This is a genomic window from Corallococcus macrosporus (assembly GCF_017302985.1).
Lineage (GTDB): Bacteria > Myxococcota > Myxococcia > Myxococcales > Myxococcaceae > Corallococcus > Corallococcus macrosporus_A.
In genome coordinates, this window is sequence record NZ_JAFIMU010000004.1 from 184,435 (window position 1) to 209,613 (window position 25,179).

The window sequence follows — 25,179 nt, forward strand, 5'->3', positions numbered from 1 at the left end:
ACCCACTACAACGCTGGACCTCCCTCCCATCCTGGGCGGGGGCAAGGCGCACTGGAGAGAAGCCATGAAGCCCGAACTGCACCCGGTCTATCCGCCCTCCCGCATCACCTGCGCGTGCGGCAACGTCGTCGAGACCAAGTCCACCCGCGGCTCGTTCAGCGTGGAAGTCTGCTCGAACTGCCACCCGTTCTTCACCGGCAAGTACAAGCTGCTGGACACGGCCGGCCGCATCGACCGCTTCAAGAAGAAGTACGCGAACAACGCGCCGGCCGCCAAGAAGGGCGCGAAGGCCGCCGAGCCCGAGAAGGCGTAGTCCTTCGGCTCTACAGCATCCGCAGTACCCCACGAGCAGGGTCGTGGAGGGCCTCGAAGGACAGAGGCGCTCCCCGCCCTGCTCGCGGTGTTTCAGCTCCAGGCGCTCGTCAAATTTTCGCGCGCGATTCGAGTGCTACAGGCAATCACAGGCTGATTTCTTTACGTAGCACCCAACCGACCGCACAGTCCGCCGCGTCCCAGAGACGTCTGTCCCAAAGACGGAGGCGTGATGTTCGCGGAAGCTGCTGCCCCTGCCCTGAAGATTGTCCGACGCTCCCAGAACGACAGCGTCTTCGCGAAGCGCGGGGAGGCCTACACGCTGCTGCAGGGCGACAGCCTGGAGCTGATGGCCCAGCTGCCCGAGCAGTCCTTCGACCTCATCTTCGCGGACCCGCCGTACTTCCTCTCCAACGGCGGCACCACCTGCAAGAACGGCAAGCGCGTCTCCGTGGCCAAGGGCCAGTGGGACGTGTCCCGCGGGGTGGAGGAGGACCACGCCTTCACCACCAAGTGGCTCGCCGCCTGCCAGCGCCTGCTGCGCCCCACCGGCACGCTGTGGGTGAGCGGCACGCAGCACGTCATCTTCAACGCCGGCTTCGCGATGCAGAAGCTGGGCTACAAGCTGCTCAACACCGTCACCTGGTACAAGCCCAACGCGAGCCCCAACCTGGCGTGCCGCTACTTCACGCACTCCACGGAGCTGCTCATCTGGGCCTCGCCGTCGTCCGGCGGCAAGCTGAAGCACGTCTTCAACTACCAGCGCATGAAGGCGGAGAACGGCGGCAAGCAGATGCGCGACGTGTGGAACCTGCCGCGCAACGGTGAAGAGGAGCTCACCGCCGACGGCTCCGGCCGCATGTGGACGCAGACGGCTCCGCGCGGCGAGGAGAAGGCCTTCGGCAGCCACCCCACCCAGAAGCCGGTGGCCCTGCTGGAGCGCATCCTGGAGGCGAGCTGCCCGGAGAACTCGCTCATCCTGGACCCCTTCAACGGCAGCGGCACCACCGGCGTGGCCGCCCTGAAGCACGGCCACCGCTACGTGGGCATCGACATGAACCCGGAGTACCTGACCCTGTCCAAGAAGCGCCTGGACGCGGCCCTCAAGTAGTCCGTCTCACGCGCGGGCGAGGATGAGCTCGACTCCCTGCCGCGCGATGGGGTGGTACCTCGCCCCGTGCTTCTCGAACGCCGCGCGCGCCACCTTGCGGTGGTCGCGCGACGAGGCGAGCACGCTGTAGAGCGGCTTCAAGTACTTCATCCGCCCCACCTCGCCGAGGAACGCTTCCGCCCGGCCCAGGGGCGCGTCGAAGCCCGCGCGCAGCGCCGCCACCAGCCACGCCACCAGCACCTCCGAGTTGCGGCTGTCCGTGAGCGCGTACTTCGCGTCCAGCTCGCGGAAGACGCCCGGTGCCGTGTCCGCCGGCATGGACTCCAGGAAGAGCTGCCACTCGGTGGGCGTCCAGTCCTTCGTGTCCTGCTGCGAAGGCACCTTGCCGCGCAGCTTCTCCAGCGCCTCCAGCCGCGCGGACGCAGGGCGGGGCGCGCTCTCCGGCACGCCGGGCCGGTTGAGGTACGCGTCCGCGTCCACCTTCGCCAGCGCTCCGGGCAGCTCGGCTTCCGTGAAGCGGACGAACTCCTCCGTGGTGAGCGCCTGGAAGCGGTACTTCGCCAGGTAGCGGCGCAGGAAGCCGTCGAAGGTGGGGCGGCCCACCGCGTCCTCCAGCGCGCGCAGGAGCAGGTAGCCCTTCTCGTAGGGAATCTGGGAGAAGGCCTCGTCGGGGTCCACGCCGGACAGGTGCGTGCGCAGCGCGGTGAGCTGCGGGTGCGCGCGGAAGTGGTGCAGCGCCTCGTCCAGCGAGCGGCGCCCCAGGGCCGCGTGCAGCGCCGCGACCTCCGGCCCCGCCAGCGCCTCCAGGATGCGGCGCTCGGCGAAGACGGTGAAGCCCTCGTTGAGCCAGAAGTGCTCCGCGGACGCGTTCGTCACCAGGTTGCCCGTCCACGAGTGCGCCAGCTCATGCGCCACCACGTTCACCAGGCTCTTGTCGCCCGCGATGAGCGTGGGCGTGAGGAACGTCAGGCGCGGGTTCTCCATGCCGCCGTATGGGAACGACGGCGGCATGAGCAGCAGGTCGAAGCGCTCCCAGTCGTACGGCCCGAAGAGGGACTCCGCGGCCTTGAGCATGTCGTCCACGCCCGCGAACTCGTCCGCCGCATCCTCAAGCGCCTCCGGCTCCGCCCACACGCGCGAGCGCGGCCCCAGCTCCTTCGACGTGAGGCTGCCCACCGCGAACGCCAGCAGGTACGGCGGCACCGGCTGCGGCATCTCGTAGTGCTCCTCCGCCTCCACGCCGTGCTCCTCGCGGCCCACGAAGGACGCCGCCATCACGGACTTGAGCTGCTTGGGCACGCGCAGGGACGCGCGGTAGCGGATGCGGATGCGCGGCGTGTCCTGCAGCGGCACCACGCTGCGCGCGTGGATGGCCTGGCACTGGCTGAACAGGAACGGCTGCTGTCCGCCCGCCGTCTGCGGCGGCGACAGCCACTGCAGCGCGCTGGCCTCCGGCGATGTCCGGTAGCGCACCGTGAGCTGCTTCACCCCCGCCGGCAGCTCAATCCGCAGCCGGCTCCCCAGGATGGGTTCGGGAGGGGAGAGGATGTAGGGCAAGGGGCGACCCTGGGCATCCACCACGCCCCGGATGTCCAGGTCGCGGGTGTCCAGGTCGAGGGGCCCCGCTGACGCCTCCTTGAGGGTCAGCGTGGCCTCCGCGTGCAGGCGGCGCGTCCGGAAATCGACGCGGGCCTTCCAGTCCAGCGTTTCGGTCTCAGGCTGCGTGCTGTCGTTGTACGAGTGCGGGTCGAGGCGAGCCATGGGGGGACGACTTGTAGTCGGGGAGCCGACCTCCTGGCGAGCACACCCGACGGCAATGCCGGTTGACTTCCGGGTCAATCGCCTACATTTGTGCAGTCCCCTACTTCCTTTCAAGGGAGCGAATTTCCGATGACGACCCGGATCCGAAAAGTGGCGGTGCTTGGCGCTGGCGTGATGGGCAGCGGCATCGCCGCGCATCTGGCCAACTCCGGCGTGCGCGCCCTGTTGCTGGACATCGTTCCGCCCAAGGCTGCTCCGGGCGAGGACACCGCTTCCAAGGCGTTCCGCAACAAGTTCGCCCAGGGCGCGCTGGCGAACCTGCGCAAGGCGAAGCCCAGCCCCATCGTGTCCGAGCAGGTGCTGGCGGCCATCGAAGTGGGCAACCTGGAGGACGACCTCCAGCGGCTGGGCGAGTGCGATTGGATCATCGAGGTCGTGAAGGAGGACCTGGCCGTCAAGCAGGCCCTGTTCGCCAAGGTGGAGAAGCACGCCCGCAAGGACGCCATCATCTCCTCCAACACCTCCGGCCTCTCCATCGTGGGCATGACCGAAGGCCGCGGCGCGGAGTTCAAGAAGAACTTCCTCGTCACGCACTTCTTCAACCCCGTGCGCTACATGAAGCTGCTGGAGCTCGTGGCCGGCCAGGAGACGAACCCGGAGGTCGTGAAGACCGTCCACAAGTTCGGTGAAGAGGTCCTGGGCAAGGGCATCGTCTACGGCAAGGACACCACCAACTTCATCGCGAACCGCATTGGCGTGTACGGGATGATGCGGACCATCTCCGAGATGCAGAAGACGGAGATGACCATCGAAGAGGTGGACAAGATCTTTGGCCCGGCCATGGGCCGTCCCAAGTCCGCCGTCTTCCGCACCGCGGACATCGTGGGCCTGGACACGTTCACCCACGTGGCGAAGAACTGTTACGACACGCTGACCCACGACGAGGAGCGCAGCGTCTTCGCCGCCCCCGACTTCCTCCAGAAGATGGTGGAGAAGGGGATGCTGGGCGACAAGACGGGCGGCGGCTTCTACAAGAAGGACAAGTCCGCGGGCGGCAAGGACATCCTCGCGCTGGACCTGAAGACGCTGGAGTACCGGCCGCAGGCGAAGGTGCGCTTCGACTCGCTGGGCGCCGCGAAGGACATCGAGAACGTCAAGGAGCGCGTGGCGTCCGTGATGAACGCGGACGACAAGGCCGGCAAGTTCGCCGAGCGCGTCACCCTGGACGTGCTGGCGTACTCCAGCCGCCGCATCCCGGAGATCGCGGACGACCTGGTCAACGTGGACCGCGGCGTGCGCTGGGGCTTCGGCTGGGACCTGGGCCCCTTCGAGGTCTGGGACGCCTACGGTGTCCAGAAGGGCGTGGAGCGCATGAAGGCGCTGGGCCTCAAGCCCGCCGCCTGGGTGGAGGAGATGCTAGCCAAGGGCCGCACGTCCTTCTACGGCGTGCAGGACGGCCGCGACACCTACTGGGACATCCCGTCCAAGTCCGTGAAGCCCGTCGTTGAGAACGCGCGCACGTCCCGCGTGGAGTACCTCAAGCGCGGCAACAAGAAGATCACCGGCAACGACAGCGCGTCGCTGTGGGACATGGGCGACGGTGTCACGCTCTTGGAGTTCCACTCCAAGATGAACTCCATCGACGATGACATCATCGCGATGATGAACACCGCGCTGGATGAGACGGAGAAGAACTTCAAGGGCCTCGTCATCGGCAACGACGGGTCCAACTTCTCCGCGGGCGCGAACATCATGGCCATGCTGATGGCGGCCAAGAGCGAGGACTTCGACTCCATCCGCAAGATGGCGTCCGCGTTCCAGCAGGCCAACCAGCGCATGCGCTACAGCCCCGTGCCCGTCGTGACGGCGCCCTTCAACCTCACGCTGGGCGGCGGCGCGGAGGTCACCATGGGTGGCAACGCGGTGCAGGCCAGCGCGGAGCTGTACATGGGCCTCGTGGAAGTGGGCGTGGGCCTCATCCCGGGCGGCGGCGGCACCATGATGCTGCTGCGCAACGTGTTCGGCGCGTACGCGGCGGACAAGGACTTCGACGCGCTGCCCTTCCTCAAGAAGGTGTTCCTCGCCATCGGCACCGCGAAGGTGGCGACGAGCGCGGAGGAGGCCCGCGAGTTCGGCTTCCTGTCGCAGCAGGACGGCATCACGGGCAACCGCGACTTCCTGCTGTCGGACGCGAAGTCGCGCGTGCTGGGCCTGGCGAACGGCGGCTTCCGCCCGCCGCGTCCCACGCGCTTCCGGCTGCCGGGCCCGAACGGCGCGGCCACCATCGACATGATGCTGTACGACATGCAGCTCAACAATCAGATCAGCGCCCACGACCGGAAGATCGCCCAGAAGCTGGCGCGCGTGCTGTCCGGTGGTGACACCAGCCCGTCCGTGCTGGTGACCGAGGACAAGCTGCTGGAGCTGGAGATGGAAGCGTTCCTGAGCCTCATCGGCGAGGAGAAGACCCAGGACCGCATGATGTTCATGCTCGAGAAGGGCAAGCCGCTGCGCAACTAGCGCGAGGCGTTTACCCAATGGTTTTCCAGACGCGAATTCCGAAGCACGCCCGGACGCTGTCCGGGCAGGGAGACATCTAAAATGTCCGGTCGAGTCGTGATTGCCAGCGCGGTGCGCACCCCCTTCACCCGCGCCCACAAGGGAGAGTTCAAGGACACGCGGCCGGATACGCTCGCGGCCCTTGCCATCAAGGAGGCCGTCGCCCAGGTCCCCGGCCTGAAGCCGACGGACGTGGAGGACGTCATCCTGGGCTGTGCCATGCCGGAGGCCGAGCAGGGCATGAACGTGGCCCGCAACGCGAGCCTGCTCGCGGGGCTGCCGGACACCGTTCCGGGCATGACCATCAACCGCTTCTGTTCCTCGGGCGTGCAGTCCGTGGCGCAGGCGGCGCAGGGCATCAAGTCCGGCATGCTCCAGGTCGCCATCGCGGGCGGCACGGAGTCCATGACGATGGTGCCCATGGGTGGCAACAAGGTCTCCGCCAACCCGGAAATCATGGAGAAGATCCCGGAGGTCTACACCTCCATGGGCGCCACGGCGGAGAACATCGCCACGCGCTACAGCGTCACGCGTGAGGACGCGGACAAGTTCGCGGCGGAGTCCCAGCGCCGCGCGGCCACCGCGCGCGAGCAGGGGAAGTTCAAGGAGGAGATCTTCCCCGTCACCACGACGATGTTCGACGAGGACGGTTCCAAGAAGGAAGTCACCGTCACCGTGGACACCATCCTGCGCCCGGAGACGACGGTGGAGGGCCTGGCCAAGCTGCGCCCGGCCTTCAACGCCAAGGGCGTGGTGACGGCGGGCAACGCGTCGCCGCTGACGGACGGCGCGGCGGCCGCGGTGGTGATGAGCGAGGAGAAGGCGAAGGAGCTCAACGTCAAGCCGCTGGGCTACTTCGTGGACTACGTGGTCGCCGGCGTGCCGCCGGAGGTCATGGGCATTGGCCCCGTGCCCGCCATCCGCAAGCTGCTGGAGCGCAACAAGCTGAAGATTGAGGACATCAGCGTGTTCGAGCTCAACGAGGCCTTCGCGGCGCAGGCGCTGCACTGCATCCGCGAGCTGGGCATCCCGCTGGACAAGGTGAACCCGAACGGCGGCGCCATCGCCCTGGGCCACCCGCTGGGCGTGTCCGGTGCGCGCATGGTGGCCACCATCCTGCGCGAGCTGAAGCGCCGGGACGGCCGCTACGGCGTGGTGAGCATGTGCATCGGCGGCGGCATGGGTGCCGCGGCGCTGGTGGAGCTGGCGAAGTAGTCCGCTTTCCGCTTCGCGCCCCCTGTCACACGAAGGGGGCGCGAAGGGGATGAGTCAGGAGGCCGGGGCGTCCGGGTCGTTCACCGGGACGCCCGCCAGGCGCAGCACCCGCAGCGCGTTGGTGGTGTCCACCACCCCCTGCCGGAGCCGGTAGTCGAACACCATCTTCCCGTCCTCCAGGTGGTCGCGGAAGTGGACGTTCACCACGTGCGAGCCCGGCTCGTCCGCCAGCACCGCCAATGACAAATCATGCGTCGTCACCGCGCCACACGCGCCGGAGGCGAGCAGCAGCCGCAGTACCTCACGCGAGGCAATCTGGCGCTCGCGGGTGTTGGTGCCCAGCAGGATTTCGTCCAGCAGGAAGAGGGCCTGGCCCTTCGCGGCCGCCGCCGCGTCCAGCACCGTCTTCAGCCGCAGCACCTCCGCGTGGAAGTACGACACGCCGCGCTCCAGCGAGTCCTTCACGCGCATGCTGGTGAGCACCTGCACCGGGGACAGCCGGAACGCCGCCGCGCACACCGGCGCGCCCGCCAGCGCCAGCACCACGTTGGCGCCCAGCGCGCGCATCAGCGTCGTCTTGCCGCTCATGTTGGAGCCCGTGATCAGCAGCGCATGGCGCGGGCCGGGCAGGGACACGTCGTTGGGCACGGGCGCGTCCAGGAGCGGGTGGCCCAGCGCGGTGGCCATCACGCTCGGGCCCTGGGCCTCCAGCTGGGGCCAGGTGAACGCGGGACGGTCATGCGCGAGCCCTCCCAGGCAGCAGAGGGCCTCCAATTCCGCGAGCCCCTCGAACCACTGGCGCACGTCCCGGCCGTGGGCGGCGCGCCAGCCCTCCAGCGCGAAGAGGGCGTGGATGTCCCAGAGCGTGAGCCAGTGCACCAGGGCGTGGAACTGGTGACGCTTGAACTCGATGAGCGAGTACAGCCGGCTGAAGCGCCGGAACAGCGCGGACACCGGAGGGCCGCCTTCCGCCCGCAGGCCGGCCTGGAGCTGCTTCAGGCGCGGGTGCTCGAAGGTCTGCCCCTCCACGCGCTCGAAGAGGGACGCGTAGCGCACGAAGCCGCGCTCGCCCTGTTCCACGGCGTCGTCCATCCGCTTCAGCGTGCGCCGCGTGGCCACCGCGATGCCCAACTGCGCGAACAACCCCAGCCACACGAGGCTGTCTGGAATCACGCCCACCGTGCCCAGGATGAAGAGCGCGAGCGTCACCGGGGGCAGCAGCACCGCCAGCGGGCGCGACCAGCGGATGGCGTCCAGCGACGGGCCGGCCTCCGCCCACTGGATGAACAGGGCGGGGTCCGCCTTGTCCTTCGCCACCACGCGGGCGTCCGCGCAGAGGTCCTGGCGGAAGTCCACGCGCGGGGCCAGCTCGCGCGCGGCGCCCTGCCGGGTCACCACCGTCTGCGCGTCCGCGGGCGCGGACAGCCACGCCGCCAGCCGCTCCTCGCCCGCGCGCGTCGCTGTTTCATTGATGAGCTGGAAGAGGCTGCCCTGGCCAAAGACATCCAGGTCCGTGGCGTACAGGTGGTTGGGGGAGAGGAAGCGCTCACCCTTGTCGGTGAAGGCGTGCCAGCCACCCTCCAGCCGCGCCAGGCCGCGCTCGTTGAGCAGGACGAAGAGGCGCGCGCGCTGCTCCTTGAGGAACACCTGGTGGTGCAGCACCGCCAGCAGGCCGTAGACGGCGAGCGCGCCCGCCGCCGCCCACCACCAGGGCTTGGGCAGCCGGCCCATCAGCGTCAGCGCCGCGATGACGAGCGCCACGACGAAGGCCACGGTGCGCAGGTTGGCGTACCTCGCGCTGACGCGGTCCAGTGCCGTCAGGTCCGCCTGGGCGGCGGCGCGTCGGTCGGTGTACGTGCGATGGGGGCTCGGGGACTCGTTGGGGACGGGCACGATGGCCGCGCATGCTGTGCGGTGGCACCTCCGAGGGCAAGCGCGCAACGCGCTCCGTCACGCTTCGCGGACACCCGGCGTTGACTTCCCGTGGGCCCCCGGGATTTGAATGTGACGCGTGAGGGGCGGTCGGGCCGGCCGTGCCTCGCGGAGGGGGTTCCACCCCATGTCGTTCCCCAAGGTCGTACTGGGCGGAGGGCTCCTCGCGGGCCTGCTCGCCGCGCCTCCCGCCGAAGCGCGCTTCGGCAAGCGCTCGGACTCCCACGAAACGTCGAAGCCCGTCCACAAGGCGTCCGCCATTGGCTCGGACGATGACGGCGATTCGAAGAACGAGGACGAGAACCAGAACCGCTCATCGAAGACGACGACCGTGTCCTCGACGGATGACTGCTGCAGCGCCAGCGTGTCCGACGACGCCGCCGGCCTCATCCTGGGGGTCGTCTTCGAGCTGCTGTTTCGTGGAGTGGGGGAGGCCATCGCCGCCACGGGCACCCACCACGGTCACGACATCGATGCTCCGGACGCGGCCCCCCAGCGCAACTCCCTGCGGCACGCCGTGCCGTTCTCCTTCCGCGCGGGCGTGCTGGCGTCGTCCATCGAGGGTGGCCTGGGCCTGGACTTCAACATCGGCTGGGACGTGGAGCGCTTCGGCGCGGACCTGCGGATGTCGCGGCTCATCGGCACGCGAGAGGCCTCGACGTACCTCGACACACGCAACCTCGGAGCGATGCACGTGACGTACTCCCCCCTCGTCCGGGAGGACCTGCGGCTGCGCGTGGAGGCGGGCGTCTCCCTGCTGGACCTCCCCGGGCGCCTCTACGTGGGCCCCAGCGCGGGCGTGTCCGTGGAGGCGTGCGTCCTGGGCCCCCTGGACGTGGAGGCGCGCCTGCAGTTGACGCCCGGGCCCTACCAGCAGGCGGACGGGCACGCGGGCCTGGCGCTGCACCTGGGCAGCCTCATGCTGCGGGGCGGGGTGCGCTACCTCAACATGGATTCCGAGGTGGCCCCGCTGGGACTGGCCCTTGGCTTCTCCCCCGAGTTCGGCATGGGCTTCACGTTCTGAAAAACACCACGGGCCCGGCCGCGGATGCGGTCGAGCCCGTTGGACGTCACGGTCCCCCTCGCGGGGAACGCGTGGCCTGCTTTTCGCCTACTTCTCCTTGGAGGCCAGCTTGCGCAGGGCCTTCTGGTCACGCACGCAGAGGATGCGGCCGACGTTGCCGAGCACGCCCTCGCGCTTCATCTCGTTGATGAGCGTGGACACGAAGGAGCGCGAGGCGCCCACCAGGTCCGCCAGGTCCTGCTGGGTGATGCCGCGCAGGTCCGTCTCACCGCCGTGCGGGCAGCGCTCGCCGTGCGCCTCCACCAGCGTCAGGAGGGTGTCCGCCAGACGGGCCGGGACTTCCTTGAAGGTCAGGCCCAGCACGCGCTTGCGCAGCGAGCGCACGCGGTCCGCGTAGGCGCGCACCACGTCCACCGCCAGGGCCGGACGGGCCTCCAACTGGGCGCGGAAGTCACGGCCCTCGATGCTCCACACCTCGGCCTCGCCCGCCGCCACGGCCATCTCCTCGATGGGCGTGCCCTCGGGGCGGAACAGCTCGCCGAACAGGTCGCCCGGGCGCAGGATGGACACCACCGAGCGGGTGCTGTTCTTGCCAATGCGCATCAGGCGCACGCGGCCGGACTTCAGCAGGTACACGCGGTCCGACGTGTCGCCGGGGCGGTAGATGGTGGAGTTGTGCGGGAAGGACTCGACCTTGAAGTAGCCCTTGAAGTCGATCGCTTCCTGGCCAGGGACCAGCTTGTTCGCGGTCACCATCATGCCGGACGACGTCGCCTGCAGGGGCGCCACGACGTTGGAACCGATGGGGCCGAGGGGGCGGTTGAAGCCGTGCATGGGAGTCTCCTGGAAAGACGGAAGGGGATGGGGAAGGTTGGTCGCTGCTGCTGCTGCGGACGGACCTTGCCCTTTCCAAGAGGCGTGCCACGGGCACTTGAAGTATTCCCAGGGGAACAGTTCGAGGAATGCCGGGTACTTAGCGCTACAGCCCGGCTCCGTCCCCCCAACTGTGTCCAAAACCTGAAACAGAACGTTCAAACAGTCTGATCAGTTTGAACGAAACGTTAAAGGGGCGCACCGGTTTGTCCGGGCTGGGACAGTGTCAGGAAGCATCCTTCACCGGATAAGGGTGCACCTGTGGACCATGACCCTGTGCAAGACCGAACTTTTGAAGCTTTCGTTCAAGGGTCGGACGGCTGATGCCGAGAATCTGACAGGTGCGTCCCTTGTGGCCCTTGGTGACGGCCATGGCGCGGGCAATGAGCTGCCGCTCGGCCTCTTCCAGGGTGGGGATGAGGCTCACGTCGTCCACGGCGGGGGCGGCGAACATGCTGCTCGCGGCGCCGGGGGCGCGGTGGGGGTCCAGGGGCCCTGACGGGTGGACCTCCAGGGCGGGCAGGTCGTCGCCGCGCAGCACGTCTCCGGGGGCGAGCACCACGGCGCGGGTGAGGACGTTCTCCAGCTCGCGCACGTTGCCGCGCCAGGGCAGGCGCGTGAGGCGTTCCATGACCTCCTGGGGCACGCGGGTGACGCGCTTGTGCACCTTCTCGTTGATGCGCTCCAGGAGGTGTTTCACCAGCGGGGGGATGTCCTCGCGCCGCTCACGCAGGGGCGGGATGACGAGGGTGATGACCTTGAGGCGCTGGTAGAGGTCCTCGCGGAAGCGGCCCTGATCCACCTCGTCCGCGAGGTTGCGGTGGGTGGCGGCGATGACGCGCGCGCGCAGCTTCACGCGCTTGACGCCGCCCACGCGCTCGAACTCGCGCTCCTGGAGCACGCGCAGCAGCTTCGCCTGGAGCATCAGCGACATGTCGCCAATCTCATCCAGGAACACGGTGCCGTCCTCGGCCAGCTCGAACTTGCCGGGCTTGGTGCCCACGGCGCCGGTGAAGGCGCCCTTCTCGTGGCCGAACAGCTCGCTCTCCAAGAGCGTGTCCACGATGGCGGAGCAGTTGATGCCGATGAAGGGGCGGGGCTCGTCGTAGGAGTAGTTGTGGATGACGCGGGCGATGAGCTCCTTGCCCGTGCCGCTCTCGCCGTTGATCAACACCGTCGCGGTGCTGCTCGCGACCTTGCCAATCTCCTTCACCAGTTGCTGCATGGAGGGGCTGGTGCCCACGATGTCGCCCAGGCGGACGACGGCGTTCTCGCGGTGGACCTCGTCCGCGCGGCGCGACAGCTGGCGGTACTCCAGCGCGCGCTCCACCACGAGGTCCAGGGCGGCCGGGTCCGGGAAGGGCTTGTGGATGTAGTCGAACGCACCGGCCTTCATGGCCCGGATGGTCGTCTCCATGTCGTGGTAGGCGGTGACGAGGATGATGCGCGCGTCGCCGCACAGCCCCTTCATCTCCTCGATGATCTCCAGGCCGGTGCGGTCCGGGAGCATCATGTCCAGGATGACCACGCTGGGCATGTTCTCCTGGGCGGCCTTGAGGCCCGCGGCGGCGCTGGTGGCCGTCACGACCTGGTAGCGCGGCTGCCCGTCGTCCTGCGAAATCTCCTCGAAGTGCATCGTGAGGGTTTCGAGCAGCGACACGTCATCGTCGACGATGAGGAGGGTCTCCATGGGGTCCTCAGGCGGCGAACGTCAGCGTGAACACCATCCCTGGCTCCGCACTCCCCTGGGCCGCCACGTCGCCCCCCACACCCGTCATCACCCGCCGCAGGGCGGCCAGGGACAGCCCCGCGCCCCGCGCCAGCCGCGAGCCGAAGGGGTCGAACAGCGAGCCCCGCTCCTCCGGGGGCAGGGCCGCCGCCGGATCATCCAGGATGAGGCTGACGTGGCCCGGGTCGGGCTGGCGCAGCGTCACCTGGACGCGGCCCTCTTCGGGCAGGCCCATGGCGACATTGAGCAGGACTTGAGCGAGCACGGGCCTCAACCGGTTGGGATCCACCCTCACGCGGGGCAGGTCCGCCTCTTCCTTCACGTCCACCTCGATGCGGCGCTCGGCCAGTTCCGGGGCCACCATGGCGGTCGCCTCCTGGACGACCGAGCGCAGCGCGTGGGCGTCCAGGTTCGCGGCGCTCTCCCGGCCGTATTCGGAGAGCAGCCAGAGCATGCGCTCCATGGTGCGGATCTCCCGGTTGGCGATGGTGAGCCGCCGCTTGTCCCGGTCCGACAGGCCGGTGTTCCGGGCCAGCGTCTGCACCGCCATCTTCACGGAGGAGAGCGGGTTGCGGATCTCATGGCTGAGCGACGACGACAGCTTGGAGATCTGCACCGGCGGCGCGCCCTCCAGCACGGTGCCCAGGTCGAGCACGCCCGCCGCGGCCTCCTCGCCATCCATGCCCAGCACGAGCCGCAGGTGGGACGCGGGCGGGTTGCCGGTGGGGCCGCCCGCGGAGATGGTGACGAACTCCACCGCGCGGCGATCCTCGCGCGCTCGCGCATCCAGCTCGCGGGCGCGCTCCTGTGGAACCCCGAGCGCGGTGTGCAGGGGCATGCCCACGAGCGCCTTGGCGTCGCGGCGCAGCACCTGGGCGCAATCCCCCTCGGCACGTGTCACCCGGAGGTGGGGGGACCAGGCGAGCTGCGCGGCTTGCAGGAGTTGGGCGTTCATTGGTGGACCTGAAACATACCGGGTAACGTCGAGTGCTGTCCCTATGACCCGCACCCCACGTCCTCCGAAGAACCTTGTGGCCGCCCTTCTGTTCCTGTCCGGGGCGACCGCGCTCGTCTACGAGCTGGTCTGGTCCAAATACCTGGGGAACGTGCTGGGCAACAGCGGGCAGGCGCACGCCGTCGTGCTGGCCACGTTCATGGGGGGCCTGGCGCTGGGGGCGTTTGTCTTCGGGCGGACAGCGGACCGGGTGAAGAGCCCGCTGGCCCTCTACGGCGTGCTGGAGCTGGGCGTGGGGCTGTACGCGCTGGCGTTCCCCTACGTGCTGGGTGGGCTGGAGCACCTCTGGCTGGCCCTGGCGCCCCACGTTCCGGAAGGCCTGCGGGTGGCGCCGCGCCTGCTCGTGTCCTCGCTGTCGCTGGTGGTGCCCACGCTGCTGATGGGCGGCACGCTGCCGGCGCTGGTGCGCCACTTCGCGGCGAGCCTGGCGGGCGTGCGCAAGGAGCTGGCGCGGCTGTATGCCATCAACAGCCTGGGCGCGGCGGTGGGTGTGTACGTGGCGGGCACGCGGCTGGTGCCGCTGGTGGGCCTGTCCGCGTCCGCGCAGATCGCCGCCGGGCTCAACGTGTTCCTCGCACTGGCGGCGTTGGCGCTGGCCCGGCAGCACCCACCGGCGGTGCTGGTGGGCGCGGCTCCGGGCGCGGAGGACGTGGCCTATCCCCGGCGGGCGGTGCGGGCGGCGCTCATCGGCGTGATGCTGTCTGGCTTCACGTCCATGCTGTATCAGGTGACGTGGATCCGCCTGCTGGCCATCGTGCTGGGCGCGTCCACGTATGCCTTCACGCTCATCCTGACGGCGTTCATCCTGGGCATCGGCCTGGGCAGCTTCTGGCTGATGACGCGCAAGGAGGGTGGGGACTCGCTGAAGCTGTATGGCTGGACGCAGGTGGGGCTGGTGTTGAGCCTCTGCGTGGCGCTGCCGTTGTACGTGCGGCTGCCGCACCTGTTCCGCTGGTCCGAGTGGATGCTCACGCGCGCGGTGGAGACGTGGCCCATCTTCCAGGGCATCACCTTCGCGTTCTGCTGCGTGGTGCTGCTGGTGCCCACGTTCATCATGGGCGCGGCGTTCCCCGCGGCGGCCCGCGTGGCCACGGCGAAGGTGTCCGAGGTGGGGCGCGAGCTGGGCGGCGTCTACCTTTGGAACACGGCGGGCACGCTGTCCGGCTCCGTGCTGGGAGGGCTGGTGCTGATGCCCTTCTGGGGCATGCAGGGCAACTTCATCGCGGGCGCGGTGGTGAACCTGATTGCCGCGGCCCTGGCGTTCCGTGCGCTGTCTCCGCCGAAGGAAGGGGAGGGCGCGCCGGCTCCGGCCTGGCGGACCTTCGCGCCGGTGGGTGTGGCGGCGGTGCTGGCGGCGGTGGTGCTGGGCAGCATGCATGGCTGGCCGCAGCGGCTGTCCAGCATCGCGGCGATGCGCGCGTACGAGAAGCCCCCTGAGAGTTACGCGAAGCTGGTGGAGTCCAACGAGAAGCGCATCACGCCCCGGTTCTACGCGGACGACACCTTCGCCACGGTGATGGTGGGGGACCTGCCGAGCGAGAACCTCCGCTTCATGAAGATCAACGGCAAGACGGACGCCACGAACGGCGGCGACATCGAGACGCAGGTGATGGCAGGCCAGCTGGGCGCGTTGTTGCACCCTCGCGAGCCGAAGAACGCGCTGCTCATCGGCTCGGGCGCGGCCATCACGGCGGGCAGCGTGCTGTCCCACCCGCTGGAGCGCCTGGACATGGTGGAGATCTCGCCAGCCGTCATTGAAGCGGCGCGCCTGTTCAAGGCGGACAACCGGAACGTGCTGGATGACCCGCGCATGCACATCCACATCGACGACGCGAAGACGTTCATGGCGCTGGCGCCCATCAAGTACGACCTCATCGTCAGCGTGCCGTCCAACCCCTGGGTGACGGGCGTGTCCGGCCTCTTCACGCGCGACTTCTTCCAACTGGTGGACAAGCACCTGACGGACGACGGCGTGCTGGTGCAGTGGATCCACACCTACGAGAGCAACCGCGAGCTGGTGCGGCTGGTGATGCGCACGCTGCACGACACCTTCCCGCACGCCACGACGTGGCTGGGGCCGGAGGACCTGGTGATGGTGGCCAGCCGCAAGCCGCTGTCGTTCGACGCGGCGGCGGTGGCGGCGCGCATGGCCCGGCCGGACGTGAAGGCGGACCTGGCGCGGGTGGAGATCCATGACCTGTTCGGCTTGCTGTCCAAGCAGGTGCACACCGAGGCCGGACAGAAGGACTTCGCGGGCGAGGGCCCCATCAACACGGACGACCACAACCTGCTGGAGTACGCGTCTCCGGTGGCCTTCTTCCTCGCGAACCTGGACGTGCGGGTGAAGGACGAGCGCCGGGCGCCGGACTCGGGACCGGGGCTGCTGCTGCACCAGTACCTGCGCGAGCACCCGCCCACCGCCGAGCAGGTCGCGGGGCTGTACCGCAACGTGGATCGCTACCACTCGGAGAAGGACCCGGTGGTCCGGGGCGTGGCGGCGCTGTGGCGGTCGCTGGCGCCGGAGGACCCGGCGTCCGCGCTCGCGCTGGGCAAGGCGGTGCTGGCGCAGGGGGACCTGACGCTGGCGGCGTCGCTGCTGGAGCCGGAGGTGGCGAAGGGCGGCCGTTCCCCGGAGCTGATCACCGAGTACCTCAAGCTGGTGACGGCCCAGGCGTGGTCCGCGCGCACGGTGTGGACGCCCATGAAGGTGGATGGGGCGCTCTCGGTGGGCCGGGAGGTGGCGGCGAAACACCCCCAGAACGCGGCGCTGCGGAGGGCCTTCAAGGCCTACTGCGAGGCCCTGCCACCGGCCGCCTGCGAGTCCCCGGTCCGGACGCCGACCGCGGCGCCCGGCGGGCCCTGAAACAGGGGCTGATCAGCCCTTGAGAGGCTCCAGGTCCGCGATATTCCTTGAGTCGGCCCCCCATCCTCCCGATGACGGATGGAGGTGCTTGCCCGCCCGTAATACTGTCTGTATCGACCCTGACTTCCCGCAGGGTGTGTCTCTCCACCGCTGCAACGACCCCCGGAGTTTCCCATGAACGCGATCGCGAAGGCCCCGAAGAAGCAGTTCCGCAAGAACCGTGGTCAGGGCATGACCGAGTACATCATCATCGTTGCCCTCATCGCGATCGCCGCCATCGGCGTCATCACCCTGTTCGGCGACAACATCCGCAAGCTGTTCGGCGCCTCGGCCGCGGCGCTGGCCGGTGAGGACAACGTGGCGAACGACGGCCAGACGGCGTCCAACGACCTGAAGAAGAAGACGATGAAGACCTTCGGTCAGAACAACACCTACAACTGAGCCGCTTCCGCGGTTCGTCCGGGAGATGCCGGCGCCCTCGCGGTGCTGGCGTCCCGGTGGATGGCAGGTCCCTCCGGATGGAAGGGCCTGCCATTCGTGTTTCTAGGTGCGCTCGCGGGCCCAGAGGACCCAGCCGTTCGCCCGCGTCAGCTCGCGCCAGCCGCCGCGCTCCCGGAGGTGGTCCAACAGGAGGTGGCCCGGGTTCTGCGTGTCCCAGACGATGTAGTCGGGGGCATAGGCCTCCAGCGCCTGCTCCCAGCCGGGCTCGGACCACAGGAGCTGTTCGTAGGCCCGGTGGATGGCGGCGGGGAACGGATCATTCCGGCTGTCGATGTAGACCTTGTACGGGGCGCCCGCGAAGTAGGAGATGGGCCCGCCCATGACGAAGCGGTTGAGCACGCGGCCCGGCGGCTGCCGGCCCAGGGCCTGGAGCACGGGCAGGGGAATGCTGGGGTGTGTCCCCTGCTCCACGGGACGGGGCGCGCCCGCGTGCAGCGTGATGAGGCTGGCCACCAGGACGGCGGGCCACAGCGCCAGGGACGTACCGGTACTCCACGAGGCCAGGGCGCGCTCGAGCCGCGACAGCAGGCGGGGGAGGGCGGGCGCGTCCGCGGTGCCCGTGCGCGCGTGCTCCACCAGGGCGAGCGCGACGAGCACGGCGGCGAACGGCGCGTGGCGCTGGACCTTCAGCGCGGCGACCCCCAGCACGAGCGAGGGCAGGAGGGACGCGGCCCGCCGCACCGGGGCGCGGCCGATGACGAAGAGGCACGCGCCGAAGAGCAGCAGGTAGACCCAGCTCCAGCGCAGCTCCAGGTCCAGGGGGCCCCACTCGTTGATGCGCTGGGTGGACGGCAGGAGCGAGTGCTGGATGGGATACAGGTAGATGTGAGGGCCGTCTGGCGACACGCCCGCGACGAGGAACATCGCGAGCGCCGCGGCGAGCGCGGTCCCGCAACGGCGCAGTGACGCGGGGCTGCGGTCATCCAGGGCCGTGCCCATCGCGGTGGACGCGAGCACCGCCGGCCCCAGCAGCCAGCTGCCATGCAGGTTGGCCCAGGCGAGGCCCAGGAGGGGGAAGGCCCAGAGCACCTTCTCCTGGCCCTGCCGCCAGGCCTGGACACCCAGGATCGCGAGGACGAAGAACAGGTGTCCCACGTGGAAGGGGCGCTCCTCGAGCCAGGTGTGGGCCTGGACGGCCGAAACAAGGCCCAGACACAGCAGCACGAGCAGGTGGGAGGGCCGCGGGTCCGCGCGCCGCAGGGCGACCCAGAGCAGGACCCCGTTGGCCGCCACGAGCGCGGCGACGAAGAGCGAAGGCCCCGCGGCGCCCAGGACCTTCACGAGCAGGACGCAGAGCACGCCGAAGCCCCACTCGTGGGGGACCCAGCCCGCGGTGCCCGTCACGCTGAAGGGATCCACGCGGGTGAAGCCGTGCTCCAGCACATAGCGGCCGCCCGCCATGTGGAAGAACAGGTCGTAGTTGCGCAGGGGCCGCAGCCCCAACCAGAAGATGAGCCCCAGCGCGAACACGGCCACGGGGGCGGGCAGGAAGCGACGGAACCGCATGGCGTTTGCGTAAACCCCTACCGCGCGGACAGGGGCGGGCGGGGGCCGCTGGAGAAGCCCAGGCGGCGCAGCATCACCTGCCGGATGGATGGGATGCGGAAGCGGAAGATGAAGGCGTCCGCGAAGTAGTGCGCGAGCACGCACGCGAAGCTCAGGCAGGTCAGCGCACGGAGCAGGGGATGCGCCTGCGCGCCACCGCCGATGCCCAGTGAGCCGCGCATGGGCCCCTCCAGCAGGAAGCCATGCACCACGCCCAACGCGAACAGCGGGAGCATGGAGGCAATCATCGCGGGCCAGATGAGCTTCTGGCTGAGGCGGGGAGCGTCGCCTTCGCGCGGCTCCAGCATGCGGGCGCTGAGCACGTAGTACTCCAGGCCGTGCATGCCCGGGAGCATCACGTAGCCCCAGGACGGGGCCACGAGCGCCAGGCCCGTCGCCGTGGCCATGCCCAGGAGGTAGAGCACCTTGGGGCCGCTGGCGGTGCCGGAGCGGAGCACGCTCCGGAAGAGCAGCAGGAAGTAGCCCAGCCAGACGGCGATGAGCAGGGGTAGCGTCTGCCACGGCAGCACCGCGCCCTGACCCACGTCGAGGTACGCGGGGGCTCCGGGGGCGGCGGACTCGGCGACGAAGAAGATGCGGACGAGGAGGACGGAGAGCAGCAGCGGGACGTAGAGCTGCTGGAGCTTGCGCTCGAGCGGGGAGGGTGAGGCCAGGCCCTCCTGTCCGCCGCGCAGGCCGTGCAGGGACCACAGGCCCCGGTGTTGCGACAGGGTGTGGTGCATGCCGAAGACGTTGAAGATGACGGCCACGGCGAAGGTGTGGATGGAGCGGTCGGCGTAGAAGGTGAAGAACAGCGCGGTTCCCACTCCGAGCATGGCCAGCGCACCGGCCAGGATGGTGCGCGGCTGCTTGGGGGCGGCGGTCAGCACGTCACGGTGCACGCCGAAGAGCAGGAACGTCAGGATGACGTGCGTGGCGTTGCCCAGGAGGTTCTGGGCCGTCCACCCCAGCAGCCGGTGGGCGTTGTCCTCGGCGTCCGGGGCGAGGAACGTGCTGGCGACAGCGGCCACCAGCGTCAGCGCCAGGGGGATGCCCAGGATGGCGAGGTCGGCCCGGGGGGAGAACAGCCACAGGCGGCGAAAGCGCAGGGTGCCGGGGGCGGCCGGCGTGTCCTGCTCCGTGGCGGTGGCGACTCCGGGGCTCAGCGGTGTCATGGGATTGGGAGTATACCGGGTCCCCAGGGGCCCAGGACCCGCGCTGCCCTGCCTGCCGGGCGGGGAGGAGGGGACGGGCCGCAGGAGGTGCGACAGATGCTGGGGGGAAGACCGATCGCCACGGGGCACCCGCGTCCTACGGGGAGTGGATGCGTCTGGCGGTGTTCGGGCTTTTGTTTGTCGGCCTCGTGGCTTGTATGGCCTGGGAGTGCCCGCTGCTGGGCGGACCCCTGTTCTGGATCCTCTGGGCAGCGTGGTTGGCCGGCTCGGTGTTCTTTCTCGGGCGGCGTGCCTGGTTGATCCATGTCTCACGGTCTTCGACCTATGACGCCATCGATGAGCGGATGAGGCGCAATGGGAGGTGGCGGGTCGAATTGCTCGACCCGGCGTCGTCGCAGGAGACATGCGACCCTGGAGCCTGCATGGATTTGCCGCTCGGGGACTCTGTGTAGGGGACGGGGTTCATCCGCCACCCACCCCGTGCTAAAACGGGGATGTCCATGGAAGGCCGACTGCTTCTGAAGAACTGCGCCGTGTTCCGTGCGGACGGTCGCGTCCGCCACGGCATGGCCGTCGTGGTCGAAGAGGGCATCATCCGCCGCGTCGCTCCGGACGCCGAGGTGCCCGTGCTCCCCGGTGACTGGGAAGTGGCGTGTCGCGGCCGGCTCGTCGCCCCCGGCCTCGTGGACTGTCACTCGCACATGGTCAACGGGCAGCTCCTGCCCCCCAATGGCGACTTCCTCCTGCGTCAGCCCCGCTCGCGCCTGGAGCGCATGCGCGGCGTGGCCAACCTCCTCACCGCCGAGGACGTGGAGATCCTCACCCGCTTCGCCGCCGCTCGCGCGCTGCTGGATGGCGTCTCCCTCGTCGTCGACCACCTGTCCTGCCCCAGCGACGTCGCTGGCGCCCTGGAGGCCCAGGCCCGCGCCGCGAACTCGCTGGGCATCCGCCTGGTCACGTCCCACTCCACGCACAGCCTGGATGGCGCCGCCGTGGCCGACTCCCAGGCCGATGCCAACGCCGAATTCGTCCGCCGCTACCGGGAACACCCTCGCGTCCGGGGCGCCCTGGGCTTCCATGCGTCCTACACCTGCGAGGACGCCCTCCTGTCCCGCATCGCGGGGCACCGCCAGGAGCTGAACGCGTCCGTCGTCTTCCACCTCGCGGAGAACGAGGACGACCTCTCCACGACCTACTCCACGCACGGCCGCCGCGTCGTGCCGCGCCTGGATGCGCTGGGCCTGCTGGGGCCTCACGCCATCGCCGGCTACCCTCGCGCCGTGGAGCGCTCCGAGGCGGAACGGCTGGCCGCCTCCGGCACGTTCATCGCCCTCACTCCCCGCGCCACGCGCTCCATGGACCGCGCGGCCGAATCCGCTGACGGCGCGCTGTCCAGCCTCCACCTCGTGGGTCTGGGCACTGGCGGCCATGGCACCCTCCAGGAGGAACTCGCCGGGGCGCTCGTCAGCATGCTGTCCCTGGCGCGCTCCGGGCGCATGCCGGACCTGGATGATTCGCTGGCGCACCTGTTCGTCAGCGGCCCCGCGGAGCTCTGCACCCGCCTGTATGGCAAGCCTTCGGGCGGCGTGGACGAGGGCAGCATCGCGGACCTCGTCGTCTACGACGCCATCCCCGCCGCCGACCCGGAGACGGGCTACTCGCCGTTCCTCCTGGGCCAGCTCGTCGCCGCCCGCGTGGCGTGGACCATCGTCGATGGCCGCGTCTGCGTCCGCGAAGGGCAGCTGCTGGGCAATGACTACGTGGAGCTGGCCCGCGACGCCGCCGCCGCGCTCGCTCGCGTCTGGTCCCGCGCACGGCTGGGTTCGTAGGGTAGAAGGGGCGCGTGAGTGCCCTGCCTCCCCAGCTCGTGGACCTGCTGCGCGCTTCCCGCTCCCGCCGGGGGGCGCTGCTCGCCGACCCCGCCACCTCCGCGTTCCGCCTGCTGAACGGCGCCGCGGATGGCGTGCCCGAAGTGACCGCGGATGTCTTTGGCGACGTCGTCGTGGTGAGCCTCTACCGCGACCTGACGGAACCGGAAGAGGCCACGCTGCTCGACGCCGCTGTCTCCGCGTGGGCTCCCCGGAGCGTCTACCTCAAGCGCCGTCCCCGGGAGGCGCGCGTGCTCGCCAACGTGGCGAAGGACGCGCTGGCTCCGGAGTCCGCGGCTCGCGGTGAGCCCGTGGAGGACTTCGTCGCGAAGGAGAACGGCCTGTCCTTCCACATCCGCCCGGGACAAGGCCTCTCCGTGGGGCTCTACCTGGACATGCGCGACACGCGCGCGTGGCTCCAGTCCCAGGCCTCCGGGCTCACCGTCCTCAATCTCTTCGCGTACACGTGCGCCTTCGGCGTCGCCGCGACCGCCGGGGGCGCGAAGCGCGTGCTCAACATGGACGCCAGCCGCCGCGTGCTCGAGTGGGGCGAGGAAAACGCGCGCCTCAACGGTCAATCCGTGGACCGCTATGACTACGTGGCTGGCGATGTCTTCGATTGGCTCGGACGGCTCGCGAAGAAGGGGGAGTCCTTCGACGTCGTGGTCGCGGACCCTCCGTCGTTCTCCACCACGAAGACGACGCGCTTCTCCGCCGCTCGCGACTACGCCCGGCTGGCCGAGGCCGCCGCGAAGGTGGTGGCTCCCAAGGGACGCCTGGTCGCCTGCTGCAACCTGGCGGGACTGCCCTCGCGCCGCTTCGAAACGATGGTGATGGAAGGCGTGACGCGGGCTGGCAGGACGGGGAAGGCAGTGGGGTCGCTCGGTCCCTCGGGGCTCGACTTTCCGGCCCCTCCTGGCGAGGAACCGGCGCTCAAGGTGCACGTCGTCCAACTTCGTTAGCGCCTCCGGGTAGGGCGCGGCTAGATTGCTTCCATGGCTCCCGCCGCCTCCTCGCCCCCGCGCGACGCGTTCCGCTTCGGCAACTACCGGCTCATCGACCGGATCGCCGTGGGGGGCATGGCGGAGATCTTCCTCGCGCACCAGGTGGATGCGAGCGGTGACGAGACGCCCATCGTCATCAAGCGCATCCGTCCGCACCTGTCCAAGCACGCGGCCTTCGTGAAGATGTTCCTCAACGAGGCGCGGCTGGCCGCCCAGCTCAACCACCCCAACATCGTGCAGATCCACGACCTGGGGAAGATCGTCGACAGCTACTTCATCGCCATGGAGTACGTGTCCGGCCGCGACATGCGCCGCGTCGTGCCCAAGGCCGAGTCCATGGGGATTCCGTTCCCCATGGTGTACGCGCTGAAGATTGCCTCCTGCGTCTGCGCGGGCCTGCACTACGCGCACACGAAGAAGGACCGCTACGGCAACCCGCTCAACATCGTCCACCGCGACGTGACGCCGGAGAACATCGTCGTCGCGTTCGACGGCTCGGTGAAGGTGCTCGACTTCGGCATCGCCAAGGCCGCCAACCAGGTGGAGGAGACGCGCTCGGGGGAGATCAAGGGCAAGCTCAGCTACCTCTCCCCGGAGCAGTGCCTGGGCCGGACGCTGGACTGCCGCAGCGACATCTTCTCGCTGGGCACCGTCCTCTACGAGTGGCTCACCGGCTTCAAGCTCTTCACCGGCGAGTCCGACGTCGCCGTCATGCGCAGCATCACCGAGGCGAAGATCTACGCGCCGTCGTACTTCCGCGAGGACCTGCCGGAGCGCGTGGAGGCCATCCTGATGCGCGCGCTCGCCCGCGACCGCGAGCGCCGCTACCAGACGGCGCTGGACATGCAGCGCGACCTGGATGCGTTCCTGGACGCGTATGACTTCACGCCCACGCCGCTGCACCTGGCCAACTTCGTCAAGCAGCTCTTCGAGGACGAGCGCCCGCAGGAGCTGAAGCGGCTGTCCACGCGCCAGTCCTCCGCGCCCACGTCGGAAGTGGCGCTGGAGCTGTCGGAGGTGGTGGCGTCCGTGGAAGGCCCGCCCACGGAGGCCATGCGCATGGATGACCTCCCCGCCACCGAGCCGCGCCTGCTCGCGCTCACCCTGGACCCCTCGCTGTACGAGAAGCTGGAGTCCCAGGCGCGCAAGGCGAACGTCTCCTTGGCGAAGCTCGCGGCGGATGTGCTGGAGGGCTGGCTGAAGTCGCGTTGATCCGCGTGCCCCTGCTCACCCCATGCCCCGGCTGAAGCTGACGCTCGAATACGAAGGCACCCGGTACGTGGGCTGGCAGGTGCAGCCCAACGGGCCGTCCATCCAGTCCACGCTCCAAGACGCGCTCCAGAAGCTCGTGGGCGAACGCGTGTTCGTGGCTTCCGCCGGCCGCACCGACGCGGGCGTGCATGCGACGGGGCAGGTGGCTTGCTTCGACTCGCCGCGTGTGCTGCCGATGAAGGCATACACGATGGGGCTCAATGGCATCCTTCCGCCGGACATCGCGGTGGTGGCCGCGGAGGAGGTGGCCCCGGACTTCGATCCGCGCCGCTGGTCGCGCGGCAAGCGCTACCGCTACCGGCTGAGCAACCGGCGCACGCGGTCCCCGCTGCTGCGCACGACGCACTGGGAGCTGTTCGCTCCGCTGGACGTGGAGGCCATGCTCCGCGCGTCGCAGGCCCTCATCGGCCGGCACGACTTCTCCGCGTTCCGCGCCGCGGACTGCCAGGCGAAGCATGCGGTGCGCGAGATCCGGCAGGTGCGCGTGGAGGGAGCCTCCGGCGACACCGTGGCCGTCGTGGTGGAGGGCACCGCGTTCCTCAAGCACATGGTGCGCAACCTGGTGGGCACGCTGGTGGAGGTGGGCAAGGGCCGCCGCCCCGAGGCCTGGGTGTCGGAGGTGCTGGCCTCGCGCGAGCGCAAGCTGGCCGGGGCCACGGCGCCGCCACAGGGGCTGGTGCTGGAGGAGGTCTTCTACGGCGACGGCCCGCCCCCTCGCTCGGCGGGGGACGCGGCTGTCGGGGAAGAGGACGAAGGGTGAGAGTGCGCTAGGCTTTGGGCCCGTGAGCTCCAAACCCAGTGCCCTCGAGCCCCTGCGCGTCCGCGTCCGCCGCTTCCAGTTCATCGTCGGACTGGGCTTCCTGTCGCTGGTGCTGGGGGCCATGCTCAGCGTGTCGCTGGTGCTGCGCCTGCACTCGCGGGTGAACGCGCTGCCCTCGGACTTCCTGCGCATCCCGATGGCGGTGGTGCTGGAGGACCTGTGGGTGCTCGCGGTGCTGCCGGCGCTCTGCTACGGCGCGGCCCGCGTCGTCGCACTGCGCACGTGGACCACGGCCGTGGGGGCCGCTGTCTCCGGGGGCGTGTTCGTGGTCGCGCTCAACTTCGTGCGCGACGGCCTGGAGGGCCTCACCTCGGGCTGGAGCTTCGCGTCCGGGCTGCGCCTCGTGGCCTTCGTGGGCGGCATCCTGCTGAGCGCCCGGGCCATCCGCGCGGGCCGTGCCGCCGCGGAGAAGGGCTCCGCCGCCGCGCAGGAGAAGGCCGCCGCGCGCAAGTCGGAGTACGACGAGTTCCTCAAGGCCGCTGAAGCAGGAGGCGCCCGTCTGGAGCAGCGCGAGGGGGCGGCTTCCCCGGACACCTCCGCCGCACCCGAGGGGACGGCTGCTTCCCCGGGCGACGCGACGAAGACGCCCGCGGCTTGAGG

At 69.6% G+C, this 25,179-nt stretch carries 19 protein-coding genes; 12 read left to right on the top strand and 7 right to left on the bottom strand.

Features of this window, described 5'->3' with window-relative positions; translation table 11 throughout:
• Positions 1 to 64 precede the first annotated feature (64 nt).
• Both rpmE and JYK02_RS06140 read left to right on the top strand, forming a co-directional pair.
• Positions 65 to 313, top strand: a complete 249-nt coding sequence (gene rpmE / locus JYK02_RS06135; RefSeq protein ID WP_014395188.1) for a 50S ribosomal protein L31 — start codon at positions 65 to 67, stop codon at positions 311 to 313.
• 231 nt (positions 314 to 544) lie between these two features.
• Positions 545 to 1,423: a DNA-methyltransferase gene (locus tag JYK02_RS06140; protein ID WP_207049420.1), complete on the top strand. Its 879-nt coding sequence runs from the start codon at positions 545 to 547 to the stop codon at positions 1,421 to 1,423.
• Positions 1,424 to 1,429: 6 nt separating this feature from the next.
• On the opposite strand, the gene JYK02_RS06145 is transcribed toward JYK02_RS06140, so the two are convergent.
• Complete coding sequence (locus JYK02_RS06145) at positions 1,430 to 3,184, bottom strand: M1 family metallopeptidase (RefSeq protein WP_207049422.1); 1,755 nt, start codon at positions 3,182 to 3,184, stop codon at positions 1,430 to 1,432.
• 129 nt (positions 3,185 to 3,313) lie between these two features.
• Here JYK02_RS06145 and JYK02_RS06150 point away from each other — a divergent pair, with 129 nt between their 5' ends.
• Together JYK02_RS06150 and JYK02_RS06155 are read left to right on the top strand one after the other, a co-directional pair.
• Entirely contained in the window at positions 3,314 to 5,704 is a 2,391-nt protein-coding gene (locus JYK02_RS06150) for a 3-hydroxyacyl-CoA dehydrogenase/enoyl-CoA hydratase family protein (protein ID WP_207049424.1), read from the top strand.
• An 81-nt stretch (positions 5,705 to 5,785) separates the two neighbouring features.
• Positions 5,786 to 6,958 (top strand): thiolase family protein, encoded by a 1,173-nt coding sequence (locus JYK02_RS06155; protein ID WP_207049426.1) that lies wholly within the window; start codon positions 5,786 to 5,788, stop codon positions 6,956 to 6,958.
• 54 nt (positions 6,959 to 7,012) lie between these two features.
• Here the strand turns inward: JYK02_RS06155 and JYK02_RS06160 are convergent, their stop codons facing one another.
• Entirely contained in the window at positions 7,013 to 8,851 is a 1,839-nt protein-coding gene (locus JYK02_RS06160; RefSeq protein WP_207049428.1) for a MutS-related protein, read from the bottom strand.
• A 166-nt stretch (positions 8,852 to 9,017) separates the two neighbouring features.
• Here JYK02_RS06160 and JYK02_RS06165 point away from each other — a divergent pair, with 166 nt between their 5' ends.
• Positions 9,018 to 9,914, top strand: a complete 897-nt coding sequence (locus tag JYK02_RS06165) for a hypothetical protein (protein WP_207049430.1) — start codon at positions 9,018 to 9,020, stop codon at positions 9,912 to 9,914.
• An 87-nt stretch (positions 9,915 to 10,001) separates the two neighbouring features.
• On the opposite strand, the gene mrpC is transcribed toward JYK02_RS06165, so the two are convergent.
• The 3 genes from mrpC to JYK02_RS06180 form a co-directional block, all read right to left on the bottom strand.
• On the bottom strand, positions 10,002 to 10,748 hold the full coding sequence (gene mrpC, locus JYK02_RS06170; protein ID WP_014395195.1) for a Crp/Fnr family transcriptional regulator MrpC: 747 nt from the start codon (positions 10,746 to 10,748) through the stop codon (positions 10,002 to 10,004).
• Positions 10,749 to 11,013: 265 nt separating this feature from the next.
• On the bottom strand, positions 11,014 to 12,477 hold the full coding sequence (locus JYK02_RS06175) for a sigma-54-dependent transcriptional regulator (RefSeq protein WP_207049433.1): 1,464 nt from the start codon (positions 12,475 to 12,477) through the stop codon (positions 11,014 to 11,016).
• A gap of 7 nt (positions 12,478 to 12,484) precedes the next feature.
• On the bottom strand, positions 12,485 to 13,471 hold the full coding sequence (locus tag JYK02_RS06180) for a sensor histidine kinase (protein ID WP_207049435.1): 987 nt from the start codon (positions 13,469 to 13,471) through the stop codon (positions 12,485 to 12,487).
• A gap of 76 nt (positions 13,472 to 13,547) precedes the next feature.
• On the opposite strand from JYK02_RS06180, the gene JYK02_RS06185 reads away from it, so the two are divergent.
• Entirely contained in the window at positions 13,548 to 16,394 is a 2,847-nt protein-coding gene (locus tag JYK02_RS06185; protein WP_347402439.1) for a fused MFS/spermidine synthase, read from the top strand.
• A 174-nt stretch (positions 16,395 to 16,568) separates the two neighbouring features.
• A complete protein-coding gene (locus tag JYK02_RS06190; protein WP_207049444.1) occupies positions 16,569 to 16,835 on the top strand; it encodes a hypothetical protein in 267 nt (88 codons plus the stop codon).
• Positions 16,836 to 16,937: 102 nt separating this feature from the next.
• On the opposite strand, the gene JYK02_RS06195 is transcribed toward JYK02_RS06190, so the two are convergent.
• Positions 16,938 to 18,401, bottom strand: coding sequence for a hypothetical protein (locus tag JYK02_RS06195; protein WP_207049446.1), 1,464 nt, complete (start codon positions 18,399 to 18,401; stop codon positions 16,938 to 16,940).
• A gap of 17 nt (positions 18,402 to 18,418) precedes the next feature.
• Positions 18,419 to 19,615: a hypothetical protein gene (locus JYK02_RS06200; RefSeq protein WP_207049447.1), complete on the bottom strand. Its 1,197-nt coding sequence runs from the start codon at positions 19,613 to 19,615 to the stop codon at positions 18,419 to 18,421.
• Positions 19,616 to 20,115: 500 nt separating this feature from the next.
• Between JYK02_RS06200 and JYK02_RS06205 the strand changes: the two genes are divergently transcribed.
• From JYK02_RS06205 to JYK02_RS06225, 5 genes are read left to right on the top strand one after another with little or no spacing between them, the layout of a single operon-like run.
• The gene (locus tag JYK02_RS06205; protein WP_207049455.1) at positions 20,116 to 21,444 is read left to right on the top strand and encodes an amidohydrolase family protein; all 1,329 of its coding nucleotides are present in this window, start codon (positions 20,116 to 20,118) and stop codon (positions 21,442 to 21,444) included.
• A 14-nt stretch (positions 21,445 to 21,458) separates the two neighbouring features.
• Positions 21,459 to 22,445 carry a class I SAM-dependent methyltransferase gene (locus JYK02_RS06210; protein WP_207049457.1) on the top strand — a complete coding sequence of 329 codons (987 nt, stop codon included), beginning with the start codon at positions 21,459 to 21,461 and terminating at the stop codon, positions 22,443 to 22,445.
• A 33-nt stretch (positions 22,446 to 22,478) separates the two neighbouring features.
• Positions 22,479 to 23,699 carry a serine/threonine protein kinase gene (locus JYK02_RS06215; RefSeq protein WP_207049459.1) on the top strand — a complete coding sequence of 407 codons (1,221 nt, stop codon included), beginning with the start codon at positions 22,479 to 22,481 and terminating at the stop codon, positions 23,697 to 23,699.
• 22 nt (positions 23,700 to 23,721) lie between these two features.
• Complete coding sequence (gene truA / locus JYK02_RS06220; protein WP_207049466.1) at positions 23,722 to 24,519, top strand: tRNA pseudouridine(38-40) synthase TruA; 798 nt, start codon at positions 23,722 to 23,724, stop codon at positions 24,517 to 24,519.
• A gap of 22 nt (positions 24,520 to 24,541) precedes the next feature.
• Positions 24,542 to 25,177, top strand: a complete 636-nt coding sequence (locus JYK02_RS06225) for a hypothetical protein (RefSeq protein ID WP_347402440.1) — start codon at positions 24,542 to 24,544, stop codon at positions 25,175 to 25,177.
• Positions 25,178 to 25,179: the final 2 nt, after the last annotated feature.

Excerpts from the sequence above, each read along its gene's own strand:
- JYK02_RS06180 (WP_207049435.1), bottom strand. The coding sequence starts at position 13,471 with ATGAACGCCCAACTCCTGCAAGCCGCGCAGCTCGCCTGGTCCCCCCAC.
- mrpC (WP_014395195.1), bottom strand. The coding sequence starts at position 10,748 with ATGCACGGCTTCAACCGCCCCCTCGGCCCCATCGGTTCCAACGTCGTG.
- JYK02_RS06145 (WP_207049422.1), bottom strand. The coding sequence starts at position 3,184 with ATGGCTCGCCTCGACCCGCACTCGTACAACGACAGCACGCAGCCTGAG.
- JYK02_RS06205 (WP_207049455.1), top strand. The coding sequence starts at position 20,116 with ATGGAAGGCCGACTGCTTCTGAAGAACTGCGCCGTGTTCCGTGCGGAC.
- JYK02_RS06165 (WP_207049430.1), top strand. The coding sequence starts at position 9,018 with ATGTCGTTCCCCAAGGTCGTACTGGGCGGAGGGCTCCTCGCGGGCCTG.
- JYK02_RS06155 (WP_207049426.1), top strand. The coding sequence starts at position 5,786 with ATGTCCGGTCGAGTCGTGATTGCCAGCGCGGTGCGCACCCCCTTCACC.
- JYK02_RS06200 (WP_207049447.1), bottom strand. The coding sequence starts at position 19,615 with ATGACACCGCTGAGCCCCGGAGTCGCCACCGCCACGGAGCAGGACACG.
- JYK02_RS06195 (WP_207049446.1), bottom strand. The coding sequence starts at position 18,401 with ATGCGGTTCCGTCGCTTCCTGCCCGCCCCCGTGGCCGTGTTCGCGCTG.
- JYK02_RS06150 (WP_207049424.1), top strand. The coding sequence starts at position 3,314 with ATGACGACCCGGATCCGAAAAGTGGCGGTGCTTGGCGCTGGCGTGATG.
- JYK02_RS06175 (WP_207049433.1), bottom strand. The coding sequence starts at position 12,477 with ATGGAGACCCTCCTCATCGTCGACGATGACGTGTCGCTGCTCGAAACC.
- JYK02_RS06215 (WP_207049459.1), top strand. The coding sequence starts at position 22,479 with ATGGCTCCCGCCGCCTCCTCGCCCCCGCGCGACGCGTTCCGCTTCGGC.
- rpmE (WP_014395188.1), top strand. The coding sequence starts at position 65 with ATGAAGCCCGAACTGCACCCGGTCTATCCGCCCTCCCGCATCACCTGC.
- JYK02_RS06190 (WP_207049444.1), top strand. The coding sequence starts at position 16,569 with ATGAACGCGATCGCGAAGGCCCCGAAGAAGCAGTTCCGCAAGAACCGT.
- truA (WP_207049466.1), top strand. The coding sequence starts at position 23,722 with ATGCCCCGGCTGAAGCTGACGCTCGAATACGAAGGCACCCGGTACGTG.
- JYK02_RS06140 (WP_207049420.1), top strand. The coding sequence starts at position 545 with ATGTTCGCGGAAGCTGCTGCCCCTGCCCTGAAGATTGTCCGACGCTCC.